This is a genomic window from Phenylobacterium sp. (genome assembly GCF_035475775.1).
In the GTDB taxonomy this organism is placed as follows: domain Bacteria; phylum Pseudomonadota; class Alphaproteobacteria; order Caulobacterales; family Caulobacteraceae; genus Phenylobacterium.
This window is the reverse complement of record NZ_DATIMC010000066.1, coordinates 17,097-34,908: the sequence shown is the minus strand read 5'-3', so window position 1 is coordinate 34,908 and position 17,812 is coordinate 17,097. Positions and strand designations below refer to the sequence as shown.

The window sequence follows — 17,812 nt, the reverse complement described above, 5'->3', positions numbered from 1 at the left end:
ACCAGCGAGAGCACGCCGTTGCTCAGCTGGTAGTTGCCGTCGTTGAAGTCGCCGGGGTGGCCGTCGAAGTAGGGGCCCGTGTAGAGTTCTTGCTCCCCGGGGAGCGTGTAGTTGTTGATGCCGCCGTATCCATAGTTGTCGCGCCAGATTCCATTGGGCGCATACTGTGCATTCCAAATGCTCAACGAATTGAAATCGTCACTGAACGTGAGATTTGCCATACAGATCCCTCGACGACGCCACTTCGAGCGTCACCTTAGGGGTCATCGACAAACAAACCTTAACCGACAAATGGCCGCAGCCTTGCCGCCCCCTTAAGGCCTGCGGCGGTATTGTGGCGCTGCAAGTCCCGGGACTCTGCCCAAGTTTCCGACCGGCTTCCAAGTGGATCGAAAAATTTTCTGATCTCAATCACTTGAGCTGCGCAATGCTGCCAGCCACAGATGTTTCGATACATCTCACGGGTCGGAAACCCGCCGTATTTCCCTCGCGAAGTGCTTCCATCCGTCGCAGCCGGCTCGCGTTCCCTTTGGGCCGGCGCCAATCGCGAACGACGTGCGCCGTTGCGCTATCAATCTCGTCGCGAGGAACCGAGGCCGCAGCGATGAGTTTGCCAAATGCGAGCACGCCGCAGCTGGGCGCGAACCAGAACTCGCCAGGGCCATGATCGGTGACGGAATCCTCTCGGCGCGCCACCAGGCGATCACAGCCCGGGCTGACCGAGTGGACCGCATCGCCGTCCTGACCTTCGACGAGCCCGAATTCGAGCTTTCGTACGCAGGCACGCCCAACGAGGGCTGGTCTCTGTTCTCGTGGCTGTTCTTCACGGGGCGAGGCAGCCTCTCGCAGCTCGACGTGCGGATGCTGCGCCGCCGTCCGGCTCGCGGACTGGCGGGACTGGCGATCGGCGCGCTCCAGGCCGCGCGATCCAGCGTGGCCCCGGTCGAGACCATCTTCGATTTCCTCCGCCGCGAGAACTTGCCGGCGACCTTCTTCGGGATATTCGGGCTGCTCGACGACGGATCGGCTCGGGACCTCTATCTGCCTCTCTTCCGGCGAATCCTCGCCGAAGGCCATGAGCTCGGGCTGCACGGCTATCGCCACCGTCCATTGGACGAGCTCGACCTGCTCAGGTCCCAATCGCTCGCAAGGCGGCATCTGGGCGTGACGCTGGCGACCTACAGCAGTCCGTTCGGCGACGACCGCCTGCAGACGCTGCGCCTCCTGGAACGCTACGGCTTCGTAGGCATGCGCGTCTGGGATCGCAGCCTGCTTGCGATCGAGAGCCCAGTGAAGCGGGTCGCCTATGACTACTCGCTCGGCGCCGTAACGGCGGCGGCGACGCCCATAGTGGTCGTGAACCTTCACAGCCTCGACTGCTATCCCTGGGGATTCGCCCGGGTGAAGCGAACGGTGCGCGCCCTGAAGGCGCAGGGTTATCGTTTCACCACGTTCCGGGCCCTTTGCGAAGGTGACGGCGCCCTGCCCCGTCTGAGGAGCGCGTCGTGATCACCCTCGTCGTGCCCACGCGAAACCGCGCTCACACGTTGAAACTGGTGACGCCGAGCTACTACGCGCAGGAAGGTGTGACCGAGATCGTCTTCGTGTCCGATGAGGGGAGCGACGATACGCCCGATGTGGTCGACTCCATCGCCCGGACCAACACCTCGATCGCGACCCGGTTCATTCGCAACGAGAGCCGCCTCGGCGCGGCCGCTTCGCGCAACGTGGGCGTCACGAATGCAACCAACGAATACATCCTGTTCAGCGACGACGATGAGTATCTCGAACCCCTCTACGCGATTACCTGCCTTCGCAAGCTCGAGAAGTACGGGGCGGGCGCGGTGTCGGGCAGGAACGTCTACATGCTGGACGGAGAGACGCCGGCCGAAGCGGTGCGCCGGTTCGGCTCCGGCCTGCGCCGCGCGAAGCCTTTCCGGCATCTGCTTTGCGAGCCCGCAAACGGCGCCGTTTACGACGGCGACATCAGCCTGCCCTTCACGCATTCGATCATCCTGACCAAGCGCTCCCTCCTGCTCGAGGAGCCCTTCGATCCTCACTACCTGGCCGGCAACGGATATCGCGAAGAAAGCGACTACCAGATGCGGCTGTTCCTGAAGGGATTGCCCGTGTACGTCACCAATGACGTGCACTGCATCCATCTGGCGCCGTCGCTCGTCCGCAGCGGAGGCCAGAGGACCTCGCTTTGGCGCCGGATTTACTGGTCGATTCGGCACACCGCCTATTTCCACAACAAATACTACAAGAGATACGCTTGTAAGGTCGGCCTGAAGACTCCGCGGTCCGTCGCGCTGTTCGCGTTCGCAGCCTATTGCGTCTACCGGGAGACGCTTCGGCCGTGGCTGCATCGCGCCGCGCTCGCCTATCTTCGGCAGATGCGCCAGGCGCGCAATCCGGCGATCTCGGCGGTCGGAGAGCCCTTGGCCTAAAAACTTTCCGACGCTTGCCGCGTTGAAGCTTTGCCAGCGTGGGAGGGCCGAGTGGGGCCTGCCGTCTCGGTTTACATGTCTGTCTATAACGGCGAGCGCTTCTTGCGCGAGTCGATCGAGAGCGTGCTCGCGCAGACATTCGGGGACTTCGAACTGGTCGTCGTCGACGACGGGTCCACGGACGCGACGCCGGAAATTCTGCGGAGCTTCCGCGACGCGCGCCTCGTGGTCCTGTCGCCGGGCCGCATCGGCCTGGCGGCCGCGTCCAACTACGCCCTCGCGCGGTGCCGCGCCCCTCTCGTCGCACGCCTCGACGCCGACGACCTGATGCAGCCTGACCGGCTGGAGCGGCAGCTGAACTTCCTTTCGCAGCACCCGGAGCTCGGGGGCGTCGCGTCGTATTTCTGGTGGATCGACGAAGACAGCGCGATACGCGGCGCGCAGGACACGCCTCTGCTGACGCGCGAGGCGGTAGAACGTCAGCTCGCCGCCGGCGGGCGACTGGGCTACGCGCATTCGACCCTGCTCCTGCGCCGCGAGGCGGTGCTTGCCGTCGGCGGCTACGATCCAACGTTCGATTTCGTCGAGGACGTCGAGCTGTGTCTCCGTCTCTATGAGGCCGGATACCTGATCCTGGTGCAGCCGGAGCGGCTGGTCAGGTTCCGCGTTCACGACCACTCGATCAGCGCCACGCGCCAGCGGGAGCAATTCTATCTGCTCGAGGCGGCGCTGGGGAATTTTCGCCGGCGCCGTCGCGGCCTCGAGCCCTGGCCGGTGGAGCAGTACCGACACCGGTTGACCACCCGTCCTCTGCCCAGGCTCCTGGCCGAATCGCGGCTCGCGTCCAGCCGACTCCGAAGGCGCCACTTGCAACTGAAGCTGCGGCGCAGGCGCGCCCTGGCCGCCCTGGCCATGATCGCGGCCGCGCTCCTCGATCCCCGGGCTTCGGTGGCCAGGATCCGCCGGGTGCTCGGTCGAGGCAAACTGAGGCCCGGTGACCGGGGGCTTACAATTTTCCCACCGGCGGCGGGCCCAGCCACCGCCCGAGGCGGGTGAGGCGCGCCCGCGCGCGCGCGATCCGCGAGACATCCGCCTCGGCGAATTCGGCGTGCCAGCGCCGCTCTCTTTGGTAGTGGGCCAATATCTGCGGCGACTGCGCGAGCAGCGAGGCGAACACGAGCGGCGTCCGAAGCGCCGGGGCCCGCATCTGATAAAGCGCCCTTCGGTATTCGAGGCCTGCGCCAAGGCTGTTCAGAAGCTCTGGCGGGACCGGCGCACCGAGCAGATCGTGCGCGGCGATCAAGTGTCTTCCCACGGCGCGCCGTCCGAGGACCCCAAGTGCGGGCTCGGTCAGCAACGACCAGTCGGCTTCCCCGGACGATATCAGATCGGCGATGTCGATCAGGTGGCGCAGATCGAGCGCGCCGCGCCAATAGTCGCCATCATGAAAGAGATCGTGCAGCACGATCTCGAGGATTCGGGTCTCGGGGGAGCCTCGCCTGACCACGGCGCCGGGAATTTCGATCCTCTCGGACGGGCGCTCCAATGCCGCATTCGCCGCCATGTGGCGCGGGCCAGGCCTCCGTCGATGCAAGTCGAGCGCACCCATGTCCTGCTCGCGTCCGAGCTCCGCGGCGACGTGGGATTCGAATTGCGGGTAGCGGGCAAGCAGCCGAAATCCAGCTCTCTCCAGGGCTCCGATGGCGCGCTCGATCTCGTCCGGCGCGAGGAGCAGATCCAGATCCGTCAGGATGCGCGCGAGCGGCCGATCTCCGGGAGACGCCAGGAAGGCGGCGCCCTTCAGCGCCATGGGCTCAATTCCTTCGGCGTTCAGGGCCGCAGAGATGTCGGACAGCTGCGCCGCGAGCCGCCGGTTCCGTTCGCCGGTTCGTCTCGCAACCTCATCGAGAAAAGTGCGGACATCGTGCGGCGCATCGACCTGGCCGCCGGCGACATCCAGCGCCGCGGCGAGCGCCGGCGTCACCAGCGCATGATTGGCCACCCGCAGGATCGCCATCCAATCCAGCCGTTCCGGCCGCTCGCCACGCAGCAGTGCGGTGAGCACGCGCAGAGCGGCATAGTCGCTCTCGACCCGCTGGCCGGCCCGGCGGCTCACGGTGCGAGCGGGCCGGCGCGCCCCGACGACGCCCGAGGGTCCTGAGATGGCGGCGGTGGCGTCTTCCACCTCACGGCTCCGCCAGGCTGGCCGCCGGATCGATCTCCGCCTCCACCCGACCATCGGGCCTGCCCTCGCGGCGACGGAAGAAGGGCGCCGCCGTGGTCAGCAGCACCGTGGCGACCGTCACCTCGGCGACCAGGCGGCCGATCGCTGCGCCGGTGGCGCCCCACAGCGGCGCGAGGACCAGCTGGGCGGACAATCCGAGCACGAGGGCCATGGCGCTGCTCCAGAACATCACCCGGACGTGGTCGCGAGGGATGAGCACGAAGTTCGCCACGCCATAGCTCAGGGACGAGAACACCGCCGAAAGGCAGAAGATGCGCGCGACGGTCACCGCGCCTGCAAAGTCCTTCGAAAAGAACATGTGGATGATGACGTTTGCGGCCAGGCCCAGGGCCAAGGCCAAGACGATGGTCACGCTCACGAGCACCGCCACGAGGCGGATCGACAGCCCCCAGCCGCCCTCCGGGGTCCGCACCGCCCTGGCGACGCGCGGCATGGCCGCCTGGGTGAGAGGTCCCACCAGGCTCACCACCACGGTCGCGAACCGGTCTCCCACCGAATAGTCGGCGACGGCCGCCTTGGTGGACAGCACGGCGACCAGCGAGGGAACGATGGAGGTATAGGTGCTGAAGCAGAACCGCTCGACGAAGTAGGGCGAGGCCTTGCCCAAGGCCTGACGCACCGTCGCCAGGCTCGGCAGGTGAAGCAGCCCTTCCAGCCGCACGGTCAGCAGGGCCACCGACAGCGATGACAGCGGCGGAATGGCCTGCAGCACGAACACCAGCCAGAGCTGGCTCGGCGAGCGAACGAACAGCAGCAGCAGCGAGAATTGCACTGCCTGCGGAATCGCCTCGTTCAGGACGGCGAAAAGACCCCTCTGCCGCCCCTGGAAATACCAGGCAAAGCTCGCGCCATAGCCCAGCGCGCTCACCAGGCCGACAAGCGAGGCGGTGGGCTCCCGGCCCAGCACGCCCGTCCACAGGGTAAGACCCAGGTAGACGGCAGCCGCCATGGGAGAAAGCAGCAGCTTGGACATCGCGATCGAAGAGACGACAGCCCCGAGCTCGGCCTTGTCATCGGCGGCCGCCGCCGTCTTGGCGACCCCGTACAGGTAGAAGCCGAACTCCATGAAGACGGAGGACGTCCAGACGCAGGAGTTGATGATCGCAAAATCGGCGAACGCGCCGCGCGCCAGGACATGGGCGAGGAACGGCGTGACGATCAGCGGAAACAGAAAGCGGAATCCGTAATAGGCCCCGTAGAGCCCCAGGTTCTTCAGGAGGAGCCGGTCCAATACGCGCTCTCCTTTCGCCGCCGGACAGCCGAGCCGCCCGGTTCTGCCGCTTGCGCCCTCGCGCCCGCACGGCGACACCTCTGGGCGAACCTCCTGGATGGGTCGGGTTCAGCGATCACGGCGCTGAGCGCAACGCGCGCCACAGCCGGCGGCAGACCACCTCTCGATCCAGGTTGCGCTCGACATAAGCCCTGCCGGCCGCGCCCATCCGGCGCCGAAGATCGACATCGCGAAGCAGCCGCTCTGCGGAATCCGCCAACGCCTGCGTGTCGTAGGGATCGACGCAGAGGCCGCCGCCGCTCGCGTCGGCGATCTCCCACAACGGTGTGTGGGGCTTCGCGGTTGCCAGGAAAGGCCGTTCCACGCCCATGATCGAGAACACCTTGCTGGGCACCGAAAAGGCCGCGCCTTCGGGATGCTGGGGAACGAGGTGCACGAGCCCCTCGGCCATGGCGCGGGCGAGCGCGTCTCTGGGCGCGAGATCCTGGAAGACGACATTGGTCAGGCCCCGCTCGGCCGACTGCCGCTCCAGCGGGGCGCGCTCGCTGCCCTCGCCGCGGATCACGATCCGCGCCGGACTGCCGCGGGCGAGCAACACGCCGGCCAGTTCGAGCACCTGGTCCAGACCCTGCTTGCGCCCGAGATTTCCCGAATAGAGGAGCACCGGCGGCGCGCCCGCGGGTTCCGGCAAGGGCATGAGCTCGCGGATGTCGACCTGCGGCGGCAAGACCACGATCGGGCGGCGCACGCCCAGTTGCCGCAGCTCGATCGCCATGCCGTCCGACAGCGCGATCAGAACCTCGCACCGGTTGTAGGCCCAGGCTTCGAGCCGACGCAGCGCGCCCAGCACCAGGCCGGCGGATCCAAACTTCAGACCCCGCGCCAGGCCCGATTGGATGTCGTGCACGATGCAGAGCGTGCGCCCGCCGGGCCTGCGGAAGAGGTTCGCCGCGACGACAACGAATACCGATGGGCAGACGCAGATCACATTGGGCGCCGGTCGCGCCCGGCCGATGGCGCGGGCGGCGCAAAGTCGCGCCAAGACGCTGAACTCCGTCCTGAATCGCGAGATCAGCCCGGACCCGCGGGCGACATGGGCCGCCAGACGCTCTACGCGGACGCCACGGACCGTTTCACGGTCCCGTTCGCCCCGCCGGTACCCTTCGAAAACCTGTCTCGCGGGGTAGTTCGGGCGCGCTGTGACGACCGTGACATTCGCGCCGTTCTCGGCAAGCCAGAATGAAAGATCGGCGATAGGCGGCGCGCTGCCAGTCGGCTCAGGATGATAATAGGCGCTCAGGATCAAGACCTCGGCGCCCTGCAAATCCGCCTCGGCCGCGAATTCGTGCCGAGGCGCGGTGGCGACGGACGACATGCTCAAGCCGATTCTCCTGCCCGATGCCCGATCTCGTCCAGGTACCAGCGGTAGGTCCGTTCAATTCCCGCGCGGAGCGGGATATTCGGCGTCCAGCCCATGCCCCGCAGGCGCTCGACGCTCATCAGCTTGCGGGGAGTTCCATCCGGTTTGCTCTGGTCGCAGGCGATCTCGCCGCGGAAGCCGACCACGTCGCAGATCAGCCTCGTGAGGTCCAGAACGGTCAGGTCCTCGCCGGAGCCTACGTTCACGTGCTGCATGTCGGAGTAATGGGCCATCAGGAACACCAGGGCGTCGGCGCAGTCATCTGCATGCAGAAACTCGCGACGCGGCTGGCCGGAGCCCCAGATCTGCATCGCCGCCTGGCCGGCCTGCTTCGCGTCATGGGCCTTTCGGATCAGCGCCGGCAGGACATGACCGGTGGTCAGATCGAAGTTGTCGCCCGGTCCGTAGAGATTGGTCGGCATGGCGCTGATGAAGTCGCAGCCGTACTCGCGCCGGTAGGCCTGCGCGAGCTTGATGCCGGCGATCTTGGCGACGGCGTAGGCCTCGTTGGTGGGCTCGAGCGGCCCGCTGAGGAGCGCCTCCTCCGGGATCGGCTGCGGCGCGAACTTCGGATAGATGCAGCTTGAGCCGAGGAACAGCAGCTTGCGCACGCCGAAGCGATGCGCCGCCTCGATCACGTTCGCCTCGATCATGAGATTGTCGTAGATGTGCTCGGCTGGCCAGGTTTCGTTGGCGTAGATGCCGCCCACCTTCGCCGCGGCCAGGAAGATGGCGTCCGGGCGGGCGGTCTCGATCCACCTCCGGGTTTGCGCCTGGTCCCTGAGATCCACGTCCGAACGGTCGACCGTGATCACCTCGCAGTCGCAAGACTGCAGCCTACGGACGATCGCCGAGCCGACCATTCCGCGGTGGCCCGCCACCCAGACGCGCTTGCCATCGAGCGGAAAGCGGACCTCAGTCGGCATTCGGCCGCATCTCCCTGCAGACCGTGAGGAGGTCCTGCTCGACCATTTCCGCACACAGCTCGCGCCAGCTGGTCTCGTGTCTCCAGCCGAGCCGCTCGTGCGCCTTGCTGGGGTCGCCGAGCAGAAGATCCACCTCTGTCGGGCGGAAATAGCGCGGATCGACCTTCACCAGCAGCCGGCCGCTCTTGGCGCACAGCCCTTCCTCGTCGACGCCCGCGCCGCGCCACTCCAGCTCAATCCCGATGCGCGAGAACGCGTACTCTACGAAGTCCTTGACGCAGACCGTCTCGCCCGTCGCAAGCACGTAGTCATCGGGCTCGTCCTGCTGCAGCATCATCCACATGCCGCGGACGTATTCCTTCGCATGTCCCCAGTCGCGCCGGGCGTTCAGGTTGCCGAGGTAGAGGCAGTCCTGGAAGCCATGGCGGATAGCCGCCACCGCGCGCGAGATCTTGCGGGTCACGAACGTCTCGCCGCGCAACGGACTTTCGTGGTTGAACAGGATGCCGTTGGAGGCGTGCATTCCGTAGGCGTCGCGGTAATTCACCACGATCCAGTAGGCGTAGAGCTTGGCCGCGGCGTAGGGGCTGCGGGGATTGAACGGAGTCCGCTCGCTCTGCGGCGTCTCGACGACCTTCCCGTAGAGTTCTGACGTCGAAGCTTGATAGAATCGGGTCTTGCCCTCCAGCCCGAGGATGCGGATCGCCTCCAGCAGCCTCAGCGTGCCCAGCGCGTCGGCGTTGGCCGTGTACTCCGCCGTCTCGAAGCTCACCTGCACATGGCTCTGGGCCGCAAGGTTGTAGATCTCGTCTGGCTGCACCAGTTGCACGATGCGGATCAGGTTGGTGCTGTCCGTCATGTCCCCGTAGTGCAGGATGAACCGCTGCTCGGCCTCGTGGGGGTCCTGGTAGAGGTGTTCGATCCGGCCGGTGTTGAAGGACGAGGAGCGCCGCTTGACGCCGTGCACCGTATAGCCCTTCTGGAGCAACAGCTCCGCGAGATAGGCGCCGTCCTGCCCTGTCGCACCGGTGATCAGCGCGACCTTCCGACGTTCCGCCTCTTGCATACTCACTCCGATAACCCGCGCCGCGTAATCTGCATCCCGGGGCTGCCCGACGAACCCGAACGCCCGCGCCATAACCTATGAAAGTCGCGCCAGAATTCCGGCGGCGGCCACCTGCCCCTCGCGGGCGGCGCGTCCTGCCGCACACCCAAGCCCTCCATGTCCCTACAATGCCGAAGCTCTGCCCTAGTTCCCCGGCGCTGCGGCAGCGACGCGGTCGTCGAGGCGCGGGACCGGAACGGCTTCCGCGGCCGACATCTCTGGACTCGGAACGGCCACCGCCCCGAACAGCACCGAACAGGCGGTTACGATATGATAGAAGGAGCTCGCCGGCGCCGGCTCGGCCTGCATCCGGCCATCCTCGAGCAGGCGATCCCACCACAGCCCCTTGAGCGGCGTGTCGAGGTAGCGGACCATCGCCTCGCAGGCGGCCGCGGAAATGGCGCAGCCGGCGTCGTCGACCGCTGCGTCGAGGGCCGACTTGAGCCATTCGGTTTGCGGCCACAGGCGGGCGGCGCGGCTCCTCGGTTGGCCATCGATCATCTCATCGAGCGCCACGCCCAAGTCGGGACCGATGCCGCTCAGGCCGGCGCTTCTCAGCCGATCGGCGACACGCCGCGCGCGCAAATCGCCCGATAGCGTGGCCCAGCGATTGAGCAGCCAAGCCCACTCGAACTGGTGCCCCGGCTCGACGAGCCGGCCGAGCGCGCCGGGCGCGGGACGCCATTGGTCGTCGAACACCTCGCCCAAGACGCCCAGGCGGCCGTCGACGAAGCGCGTCAGGGCCAAATCCACGATCTCCTCGCACAAGGCGCGCCAGGCGGGGTCGGGGCTCACCAGGCTCCATTCCATCGCCGCCTCGAAGAGATGCATGTGCGCATTGGCCTGGAAGGGGCGCTCGGAGTTCTCGCGGAAACCGCCCGCGCGATTGCGGAAGCTCTGGAGCAAATCGCGCAGGTGCGCGGCGCTGGATTCCATTTCCTCGGGCCGCACGCCAGCCGCGCTGAGCCTTGCGAAAGCCAGCAGAACGAAGGCCTGGTCGTACAGCCGCGCCGTCTCGTCGAGCGGGTCGCCCTCCGGAGAGACCAGCGTGCGGAACAGGCCGTCCGGCCTTCGGTAGGCCCGGTTCAGCTGATCGAGGCCGCGCTGCGCCCTATCGCGCCAGGGGCCGTCCCATCCGAGCATGCCGGCAGTGGCGAAGACATAGGCCTGACGCGCCTGCACCCGCGCGCGCTTCGGCGCCCGCAGCGGGGCCCCGGACTGATCGAGCGCCTCGTGGAATCCGCCTGCGCCTTGGTCGAGCCCCTGCGAGGCCCAAAGCGGAAGCGCGCGGGCGAAAAGCCATTGGCGGAGCCGTTCGGCATGGGTCTGCAATGTGACTCGGTGACAGGACGGCGACGCTTCGCGCGGCGCCCAGCTCCGAGACTCCCAAGCGGACGTATCGAACAGGATCGGTGGGCCATCGGCGACTTGGGCGTTCATCACGGACGCAGACCATTCGAACAGTGATCCAACGCGAACTGACGGCATGAAAGGTTCGATTTCCCCAATCCGTCCGTGCGGCGAGCTAGACCTTAGTCCCTCTGAGCTAGAACCCTGCGGCCCGCCCTTCGGTTCCTAGGCGCGAACAGCGGCGCCAGGCTTTGCCGATGCGGGCAGCGACCCGGCCGGCCCGGCGTTCACTCGGCCGCCACGGACGTGAGTTCGGCCGCCGCCCGGCTCCGCCAGAACTCGCCCCACTCGGCCAGGAAGTCGCTGCTCGACCAGGCCTTCTCGCGGCCGACGCCGTCGACGATCTGGATGTCGAATTCCCGGCAGACGGCTTCTTCCGAAGGCGGCAGGCTGCGGCCGGCCACCCGATCGCCGCCCTTGGTGAAGTACCGCGGCCGTATGGCGCGCAGCGCCTCCGTCACCGTCGGGTCGCCGGAGATCTCGAACTTCACCACGAAATCGACGCCGCGGATCGCCGAGACGATGGCGCAGCGGGTTCCGATGTCCTGGAAGGCCTTGCCCTTCTTGTTGCGCAGGAATTCATCGCCATTGACGATCACCACGAGCGTATCGCCCAGCGCTTTGGATTCCACGATGCACGTCACGTGGCCCGGATGGATGGGATCGAACCCGCCGGAGGTGGCGACCACGGTCCCGAGCTCGGAGCTGCGTTCGTCGCGAACGCGACGGAACTCCTCGAGCGTAAGGACAGGTGCGTAGTTGTGCGGTGTGTAGCTCATCGGAACCCCTTGGAACGCGGGCCGTAGCGCCGCTATCGGCCAAGCTTGCACGCTTCCCCAAGAACTGCCCCGGGCGATGAAAGTTCATCGCCGGGACGCAAACCCCGCGAATCCGTGACAGCGGAAGCACAGGCGTCTGGCGATCGACGGCTCCGTCGGCCGCCTCCGCCCGCAGCCCGCGAGATCCGCGCCACCCCGCGTGGCTTGACCGCGCGCCGAGCCCGGCCGGGACGCATTCCGCACCCTCGTTCTTGCATGCCGACCTCTCGACAGTGGGGTTGGAGGGCTTCCTGTGCCATTCCGAAACGAGAAGACCGGTCGGCCGCACGGCGTGTTGGTTTGGGGCTGGGGGATCCTGCTCGGCGCGGCGGTGTGGATCTGGGGCTTCTTCCATCTGCCGTGGTGGGCGTCTGTGTTCCTGTGGTGGTGGCCGAGCGCGATGGCGGGCGGGGTCGTCAGCCTGCTTGGCGCGGGTGTCGCTTCGGGCAGCATCCGGCGCACCTTCGCCCGCGCCTATGCGGCGCTGCTGGCGCTGCGATCACGGCCGGCCGCCGATGCCAAGGCCAAGGAAGACGCGTCCTGACCGGAGACTGATCTTCATCGCCGGCGCGCAGGGCTCGCTTCATCGAGGTCCAGCAGCGCGCGCCCGGCGTCCCTCATCGCCGTGCAGCCGGTGAGGATCATCGCCACCGCGAGCTCCGAGCGCAGGATGGCCAGCATCTGGGCCACCGCCGCCTCGCCTCCCGCGCCCAGCGCCCAGGCCCAGGCGCGCCCGACGAAGCAGGCCTTGGCGCCCAGCGCCGCCGCCTTCAGGACGTCGAGGCCGGAGCGCACCCCGCCGTCCATGAACACCTCGAGCTCGCCGCCCACCGCATCGGCGATCCGCGGCAGCGCCGAGATGGAGGACTTCACCCCGTCCAGTTGCCGTCCACCGTGGTTCGAGACCACCACGCCTTGCGCGCAGCAGCGGACCGCCTCGCGCGCGTCCTCGACGTCCAGCACGCCCTTGATGACGATCGGCCCGTCCCAGCTCCGGCGGACCCAGTCGAGGTCGGCCCAGGTGACCGAACGGTCGAAGTTGCGCGCCACCCAGCCCAGGAAGTCGGTCACGCGCCGGCCCTTCTGCGCCAGTGCGCCCTCCACGTTGCCCAGCGAATGCGGCCGCCCGTTCGCCCACACGTCCCACATCCATGCAGGGTGCGCGAGACCGTCGAGACCCTGCCTGAGCGCGCCGGAAACGCCGCTCGCGCCGGTGAAGCCGGAGCGGATGTCGCGGTAGCGCGAGCCCGGCACGGGCAGGTCGACGGTGAACACCAGCACCGGGCAGCCGGCGGCCTTGGCGCGGCCCAGCAGCTCGGTCATGTAGCCGCGGTCCTTCAGCATGTAGAGCTGGAACCAGGGGGCGGTCGCGCCGCGCGCCACCTCCTCGACCGAGCAGACGCTGACCGTCGAGAGGCAGAACGGCGCGCCCGCGGCCGCCGCGGCCCTGGCGGCCTGCACCTCGCCGCGGCGCGCGTACATGCCGGCCATGCCGACCGGCGAGAGGCCGACCGGCATGGCGAGCGTCTGGCCGAGCGTCTCGACGCTCATGTCCAGGGCGGTCATGTCGCGCATCACCCGCTGGCGAAGGGCGATGGCCTCGAGGTCCGCCACGTTGCGGGCGAGCGTCACCTCGGCGTAGGAGCCGCCGTCGATGTATTCGAAGAAGATGTTCGGCAGGCGCCGACGCGCGAGCTCCCGAAAATCCGCCACCGACGCCGCCCGCATGCCCGCCCCCCGCTCTGTCCTCGACCTAGGATGCACGACGATCGAAGGTGATTGCCATCGTCTTCCACCGCATCTTCCGCGTTCAGGTGATGACCACGAGGAGTGATGCAGATGCGTGCGACATGGCTGACGGCCGCGGTCCTCTCGGCGTTCGCGGCTTTTCCGGCGGCGGCCCAGACCGGGAGCGCCGCCAGCCCGCAGACCGAGGGCGCGGCTTCCACGCCGCCGCGGCGGTCCCTCGCGCACATGGCCACCAGCCATGCGCAGATCGCACGGCGTATGGCCGGACGGCCCGGGGAGGCGACCACGGGTCAGGGCGGCGAGGCGGCCGCGCCCAACCCCAAGCTGGCGGCGGCGTCCAAGGCGGCCGACGAGGCGGTCGTCAACGATCCGACGGTCCGCGAAATGCTGAACGGCTCGATGTCGAAGCCGCCGAGCCTGGCCGGGGGCGCGCCGGCGCTGCCTTCGTCGACGCCGCCGCCCTAGGCTTAGGACGCCTCGGCCGCCGCGATGGGCGCAGGGGCCGGCGGCCGCGGACCCATGACCACCCAGATCTGATGGGCGCGGGCCAGCAGCTCGCCGTCGGCTCCGAGCAGCGCCACGCCCGCGGTCTCCTTGCGGCCCTCGCGGGCGATCGGCCAGGCGAGCACGATCAGCGCCTCGGCCGGCGCAGGCCGGCGAAGCACCTCGGCGGTCATGGTGCCCAGGAGGGCGCCGTGGCGGCCCTCCCGCTCCACCCAGGCGAAGAAGCCCGGGCAGTCGAGGGCGGCCCAGATCACCTCTAGCGAGATCAGGCCGTCAGGCTCGGCGAACGCCTGGTGCGGGGTCCAGATACCCGCCACCACCCCCTTGGCGGCGTCGGCGAGTTGGCCGGTGAAGACGCGCAGGCCGTCGCCCTCGCCTCTGCCCGCGCCGCAGGTGAAGCAGATCGGATGGAAGCCCTGCACCAGCCCGGCGTAGCGCTGGCCGGCCGCCCGGGCGGCGGCGAGCGAGGGCCGGACCGGCGGCTCGGGCAGCTTCGCGTCGGGCGCCGGGTCCCCCTTGCCGATCAGCTGGCCCTCGGCGTTGGAGATCAGCACCGAGCCGTCCCGCCGCTCGAACCTGAGCGGCTGGTCGAGCGGCACGGGCGCGCGCAGCACCGCCGTCGCGGGACCTGCGATCTCGCGGCCGAGCACGCCGCAGACATAGCCGCCGTTGCCGGAATTGGGCGGGCCGCGGAATTGGCGGCCGATCACGATCTGGGACAAACGCTGACGCTCGCTGAATCAATCATCAAATCAATGCGGCAGGCTTTTCCACGGAACCGGGCCGCAGCGGAAGCCCAAAATCGCGCCCGCGGCGTTGGAGCCGCGCCTCGGGCTTGCTAGCTTGCCTCGCCGTCCGCGGCGGATTCGCCCGGTCGAGGCTCTGCGAGGAGGATTGCGGTGAGCGAGCGGGTGGAACGGCCGTGGGCCCTGATGCGCCATCACGCGGGCTGGGCCGACGTCTTCCACATCGAGAGCGAGAGCGCCGATTCGATCAGCGGCTTCTACCCCGACCGCGAGACGGTCGGGCCGCCGGTCAGCTATTCGGTCCGCGCGGTGCTGGCCCGCTTCCCGACGCTGGAGGCCGCGCGCGCGGCCCGCGAGGGCGCCGTCGCCGAGTGGCGCAAGCACGACGCCGGCGTTCGCGACGCCGAGACCAAGCTGCGCGAAGCCGAGAAAGCGCGCGAGGACGCCTGGCTGAAGTGCCTGCACGAGGCGGCGCGCGCGAGCTGACCCGGGTGGGGCGCCCGCGTGGGCTCAGCTCTTCGCCTGCGCCCGGAAGTTGTCGTGGCAGTTCTTGCAGGCCCCGCCGACCATGCGGGCTTCCATCTTCACGCCGTCGAGATCCCCGGCCATGGCCAGTTGATCGAGCTTCACCGTCTCGGCCTGCAGCCGGCGCGCAGCGTCGGCGAACTCCGAGGGCTGCGCCCAGATCTCCGGCTTGGCCTCCGTCTTGACGCCGGCCTCGGGCCCGCTGCCGTTCGGGAACCAGGTGGGCAGATGGGCCGCCAGGTCCTTGAGCTTGGCGGCGTTGGCGGCGATCGCGCCCTTGTCGGGCTGGTCCTTCTTGAGCTCGTCGAGCACCGCCTTGAAGGCCGCGCCCTGCTGCAGGAAATGCGCCTGCCGCTCCTTGACCGCCCCTGCCATCGCGCTCTGCGCCGCAGCCGCGCCTGCCGCCAGCGACAGGGCGAGCCCCGCCACGATCACCGAACGCGCCGTACCGCTCATCGACGTGATTTCCTCCGACTGACGTTGTCCCGCGGGCGGACAGTGCCGGCGCCGCGCGGCCTTCGTCAACGGCTCAGCGGGAGGCCGTCTTCACCGGCGCGCCGTGTTGCGAGGCCTGCGCCACCAGGCCTCCGCAGTTGGCGTCCTTGGCGAGGCCCGGGTCGACGAACGGCAGGAGAGCCGCGAGCGGCGACAGGAACGAGGCCAGCGCCGCCGCCACGCCGCCCTGGGCGATGGCGGGGCCCTTCTCCAGGCGCATATGCGGGCTGCGGATCGGCCCCTCCACGTCCACCGGCACCCGCAGGCGGATCAGCTGGAATTTCTTCGGATGGCCCTGGACGCGGAAGGCGAGCCGTTCGGTTCCGAGGTTGATCTGGCCCGTGCCGGTGACCAGCACCGGGCCGGTGTCGAACACCAGGGTGTCGGCGTTGAGGACGCCGTTCTTCACCCGGAAGTCGCCCACGGCGCAGCGGATCGGCGTCGTCTGCTGGTTCTTCGACATCAGCAGGCCAAGGCCCTTGATCACGTCCACGCCCATCAGCTCGGCGATCGAGCGGCGGATCTCGCCGCCGGGCGCGACCACCGTCACCTGGCCGTTGGCGTCGGCGAACGCCTTGTGCACGCTGTCGCCCGTGCCGGTGAGCTTGGCCCGGCCGAACAGCGGGCCGGCGAACGGGATCGAGCCCTGGAAGTGCAGCGGGATGAGGTGCTCGATGCGCGCGTTGGCCAGCTTGAGGTCGATGTCGCTGACCGGCGCGGCCTTGCGGGCGTTGAGCTGGATGTACCCGGTGATGCGCCCCTGCGGCAGATCGAGGCTCAGCGGCTGGGCGCGCAGCAGCCCGTCGTTCAGCTTCACCCGCGCCGAGCCGGCGCTGAGGTTCACCGGGGCGTTGCGGATCGCGACGGCCTTGTAGGTGACGTCGGCGTCGATCTGGCGGATGCGGCGGGTGTCGAGGGTGGAATCGGGGAAGATCCGGTTCTCGGCCGCCAGGTGCTGGGCCTCCATCTTCTGCGACGGCGAGGCGACCGCGCCGTGCTTGGGCGCGCCGCCGAACAGCGCCCCGAGATCGGGGAAGTTCAGCGAGCGGGTCAAGAGGTTGGCCTTCAGGAAGGTCCGCGGCCGGCCGGCGTCCACCGAAAGGGCGCCGGTGAGGTCGGAGGAGCCGACGCGTCCGCCGATGCCGGTGATGCTGTAGAGCCGGTCGTTGCGGGTCAGCTTCCCGCGCAGATCGTACGGCGGGGTGTTCGGCAGCGGCACGCCGGTGATGCCGTAGAGATCGGCGAGGTCCGGCCCGCGCGCCGTGGCGTTCATGTAGAAGTGGCCGAAGTCGAACGGCTTCGGCACCGCGCCCCGAGCGGTGACGTAGGTGGCGCCAGCCCGGATATCGGCGTTGAACGGATAGGGCTTGTTGCGGTCGATGTTGAGCAGCGGCCCGCCGGTCACCTGCAGCGTGAACGGCTGCCGGTTCAGCGCGCCCTGGCCGCGCATCTCGAAGCCATGGTTGACCGCGCCGAGCCGCTCGCTGGCGGCGACCGAACCCGTGAAAGTCAGCTTGCGGACGTCGTCGCGCACAGAGAGCTTGCCGTTCCTGATGACGAAGTTGCGGATCGGCGGCAGCCGCAGGGGCTGATTGCTCTTGACGCCGTCGGAGAAGTCCCAGGTCGCCCGCCCCTGCGGATCGCGGTAGAGCCGCACGTCCGGGTTGTCGAACTCCAGGAGGCGCAGGTCGACGTGGCCGCCGAGCAGCGGCCTGAGCCGGATGGTGACCGCGATCCGGCCGATGTCGGCCATCTTGCCTTTGCCGGCCCAGGCCGGATCGGCGACGTGCACGCCGTCCACCGTGGCCGAGGGCGTCCATGACCAGAGGTGGACGTGCAGGTTCCCGCTGATCGTCACCGGCCGGTGCATCCGCGCCGAGGCGAAGCTCGCCAGCGGGCCGCGGAACCAGTTCCAGTCCCAGATCGCGATCAGGATCGCCACCGCGATGGCGATCACCGCCAGCACGGCGCCGCTGATGGTGAGCGCCTTGCGCCCGGGCCGCTTCAGGTGCGGCGCATGGAAGCGCGTCTCACCCAGCCGCGCGCGCGTCGCGTCCCAGTGCTCGCGCGCCCAGCTTTCGGCGCGCTGCAGCGGTCGGCGGCCACCGGGGCGCCGCGGGGCGGGCTCCGGCGCTTTCCGGGCGCGCTTGGGATCGTTCAAGGCTTCGCTGGACACGGCAGAACTCCG

Annotated in this window: 18 protein-coding genes; 6 read left to right on the top strand and 12 right to left on the bottom strand. The window is 68.6% G+C overall.

The window, feature by feature from the left end; genetic code table 11:
* On the bottom strand, positions 1 to 185 hold a 185-nt coding region (locus VLI41_RS08200; RefSeq protein ID WP_325267582.1), incomplete at its 3' end, for a hypothetical protein.
* A gap of 538 nt (positions 186 to 723) precedes the next feature.
* On the opposite strand from VLI41_RS08200, the gene VLI41_RS08195 reads away from it, so the two are divergent.
* The 3 genes from VLI41_RS08195 to VLI41_RS08185 are packed head-to-tail and all read left to right on the top strand — an operon-like array spanning position 724 to position 3,506.
* The gene (locus VLI41_RS08195) at positions 724 to 1,509 is read left to right on the top strand and encodes a polysaccharide deacetylase family protein (protein WP_325267581.1); all 786 of its coding nucleotides are present in this window, start codon (positions 724 to 726) and stop codon (positions 1,507 to 1,509) included.
* Positions 1,506 to 2,450: a glycosyltransferase family 2 protein gene (locus VLI41_RS08190; RefSeq protein WP_325267580.1), complete on the top strand. Its 945-nt coding sequence runs from the start codon at positions 1,506 to 1,508 to the stop codon at positions 2,448 to 2,450. The genes VLI41_RS08195 and VLI41_RS08190 overlap by 4 nt, the downstream gene beginning before the upstream one ends.
* Before the next feature lie 51 nt (positions 2,451 to 2,501).
* Complete coding sequence (locus tag VLI41_RS08185) at positions 2,502 to 3,506, top strand: glycosyltransferase family 2 protein (RefSeq protein WP_325267579.1); 1,005 nt, start codon at positions 2,502 to 2,504, stop codon at positions 3,504 to 3,506.
* On the opposite strand, the gene VLI41_RS08180 is transcribed toward VLI41_RS08185, so the two are convergent.
* The 7 genes from VLI41_RS08180 to VLI41_RS08150 form a co-directional block, all read right to left on the bottom strand.
* Complete coding sequence (locus tag VLI41_RS08180) at positions 3,457 to 4,635, bottom strand: nucleotidyltransferase family protein (RefSeq protein WP_325267578.1); 1,179 nt, start codon at positions 4,633 to 4,635, stop codon at positions 3,457 to 3,459. The two genes, VLI41_RS08185 and VLI41_RS08180, sit on opposite strands and share 50 nt — an antisense overlap.
* Before the next feature lies 1 nt (position 4,636).
* The gene (locus VLI41_RS08175; RefSeq protein ID WP_325267577.1) at positions 4,637 to 5,926 is read right to left on the bottom strand and encodes an oligosaccharide flippase family protein; all 1,290 of its coding nucleotides are present in this window, start codon (positions 5,924 to 5,926) and stop codon (positions 4,637 to 4,639) included.
* A gap of 115 nt (positions 5,927 to 6,041) precedes the next feature.
* Positions 6,042 to 7,301, bottom strand: a complete 1,260-nt coding sequence (locus VLI41_RS08170) for a glycosyltransferase family 4 protein (protein ID WP_325267583.1) — start codon at positions 7,299 to 7,301, stop codon at positions 6,042 to 6,044.
* Positions 7,302 to 7,303: 2 nt separating this feature from the next.
* Entirely contained in the window at positions 7,304 to 8,272 is a 969-nt protein-coding gene (gene fcl / locus VLI41_RS08165; RefSeq protein WP_325267576.1) for a GDP-L-fucose synthase, read from the bottom strand.
* The gene (gmd, locus tag VLI41_RS08160) at positions 8,262 to 9,338 is read right to left on the bottom strand and encodes a GDP-mannose 4,6-dehydratase (protein ID WP_325267575.1); all 1,077 of its coding nucleotides are present in this window, start codon (positions 9,336 to 9,338) and stop codon (positions 8,262 to 8,264) included. Before gmd ends, fcl begins: the two co-directional genes overlap by 11 nt.
* A 183-nt stretch (positions 9,339 to 9,521) precedes the next feature.
* A complete protein-coding gene (locus VLI41_RS08155) occupies positions 9,522 to 10,817 on the bottom strand; it encodes an AGE family epimerase/isomerase (RefSeq protein ID WP_325267574.1) in 1,296 nt (431 codons plus the stop codon).
* A 197-nt stretch (positions 10,818 to 11,014) separates the two neighbouring features.
* On the bottom strand, positions 11,015 to 11,566 hold the full coding sequence (locus VLI41_RS08150) for an adenylyltransferase/cytidyltransferase family protein (protein ID WP_325267573.1): 552 nt from the start codon (positions 11,564 to 11,566) through the stop codon (positions 11,015 to 11,017).
* A gap of 292 nt (positions 11,567 to 11,858) precedes the next feature.
* Between VLI41_RS08150 and VLI41_RS08145 the strand changes: the two genes are divergently transcribed.
* The gene (locus VLI41_RS08145; protein ID WP_325267572.1) at positions 11,859 to 12,149 is read left to right on the top strand and encodes a hypothetical protein; all 291 of its coding nucleotides are present in this window, start codon (positions 11,859 to 11,861) and stop codon (positions 12,147 to 12,149) included.
* A 14-nt stretch (positions 12,150 to 12,163) separates the two neighbouring features.
* Here VLI41_RS08145 and VLI41_RS08140 read toward each other — a convergent pair whose 3' ends face one another.
* Positions 12,164 to 13,333: an L-lactate dehydrogenase gene (locus VLI41_RS08140; protein WP_325267571.1), complete on the bottom strand. Its 1,170-nt coding sequence runs from the start codon at positions 13,331 to 13,333 to the stop codon at positions 12,164 to 12,166.
* 111 nt (positions 13,334 to 13,444) lie between these two features.
* Here VLI41_RS08140 and VLI41_RS08135 point away from each other — a divergent pair, with 111 nt between their 5' ends.
* On the top strand, positions 13,445 to 13,819 hold the full coding sequence (locus VLI41_RS08135) for a hypothetical protein (protein WP_325267570.1): 375 nt from the start codon (positions 13,445 to 13,447) through the stop codon (positions 13,817 to 13,819).
* Positions 13,820 to 13,821: 2 nt separating this feature from the next.
* Here the strand turns inward: VLI41_RS08135 and VLI41_RS08130 are convergent, their stop codons facing one another.
* The gene (locus VLI41_RS08130) at positions 13,822 to 14,580 is read right to left on the bottom strand and encodes a hypothetical protein (protein WP_325267569.1); all 759 of its coding nucleotides are present in this window, start codon (positions 14,578 to 14,580) and stop codon (positions 13,822 to 13,824) included.
* A 177-nt stretch (positions 14,581 to 14,757) separates the two neighbouring features.
* Between VLI41_RS08130 and VLI41_RS08125 the strand changes: the two genes are divergently transcribed.
* Entirely contained in the window at positions 14,758 to 15,090 is a 333-nt protein-coding gene (locus tag VLI41_RS08125; RefSeq protein WP_325267568.1) for a hypothetical protein, read from the top strand.
* A 24-nt stretch (positions 15,091 to 15,114) separates the two neighbouring features.
* Here VLI41_RS08125 and VLI41_RS08120 read toward each other — a convergent pair whose 3' ends face one another.
* Entirely contained in the window at positions 15,115 to 15,585 is a 471-nt protein-coding gene (locus tag VLI41_RS08120) for a cytochrome c (RefSeq protein WP_325267567.1), read from the bottom strand.
* A gap of 73 nt (positions 15,586 to 15,658) precedes the next feature.
* Entirely contained in the window at positions 15,659 to 17,800 is a 2,142-nt protein-coding gene (locus VLI41_RS08115) for an AsmA family protein (RefSeq protein ID WP_325267566.1), read from the bottom strand.
* Between the last annotated feature and the right edge of the window lie 12 nt (positions 17,801 to 17,812).

Coding starts and splice junctions, on each gene's coding strand:
- VLI41_RS08120 (WP_325267567.1), bottom strand. CDS start 15,585: ATGAGCGGTACGGCGCGTTCGGTGATCGTGGCGGGGCTCGCCCTGTCG.
- VLI41_RS08155 (WP_325267574.1), bottom strand. CDS start 10,817: ATGAACGCCCAAGTCGCCGATGGCCCACCGATCCTGTTCGATACGTCC.
- fcl (WP_325267576.1), bottom strand. CDS start 8,272: ATGCCGACTGAGGTCCGCTTTCCGCTCGATGGCAAGCGCGTCTGGGTG.
- VLI41_RS08170 (WP_325267583.1), bottom strand. CDS start 7,301: ATGTCGTCCGTCGCCACCGCGCCTCGGCACGAATTCGCGGCCGAGGCG.
- gmd (WP_325267575.1), bottom strand. CDS start 9,338: ATGCAAGAGGCGGAACGTCGGAAGGTCGCGCTGATCACCGGTGCGACA.
- VLI41_RS08150 (WP_325267573.1), bottom strand. CDS start 11,566: ATGAGCTACACACCGCACAACTACGCACCTGTCCTTACGCTCGAGGAG.
- VLI41_RS08140 (WP_325267571.1), bottom strand. CDS start 13,333: ATGCGGGCGGCGTCGGTGGCGGATTTTCGGGAGCTCGCGCGTCGGCGC.
- VLI41_RS08135 (WP_325267570.1), top strand. CDS start 13,445: ATGCGTGCGACATGGCTGACGGCCGCGGTCCTCTCGGCGTTCGCGGCT.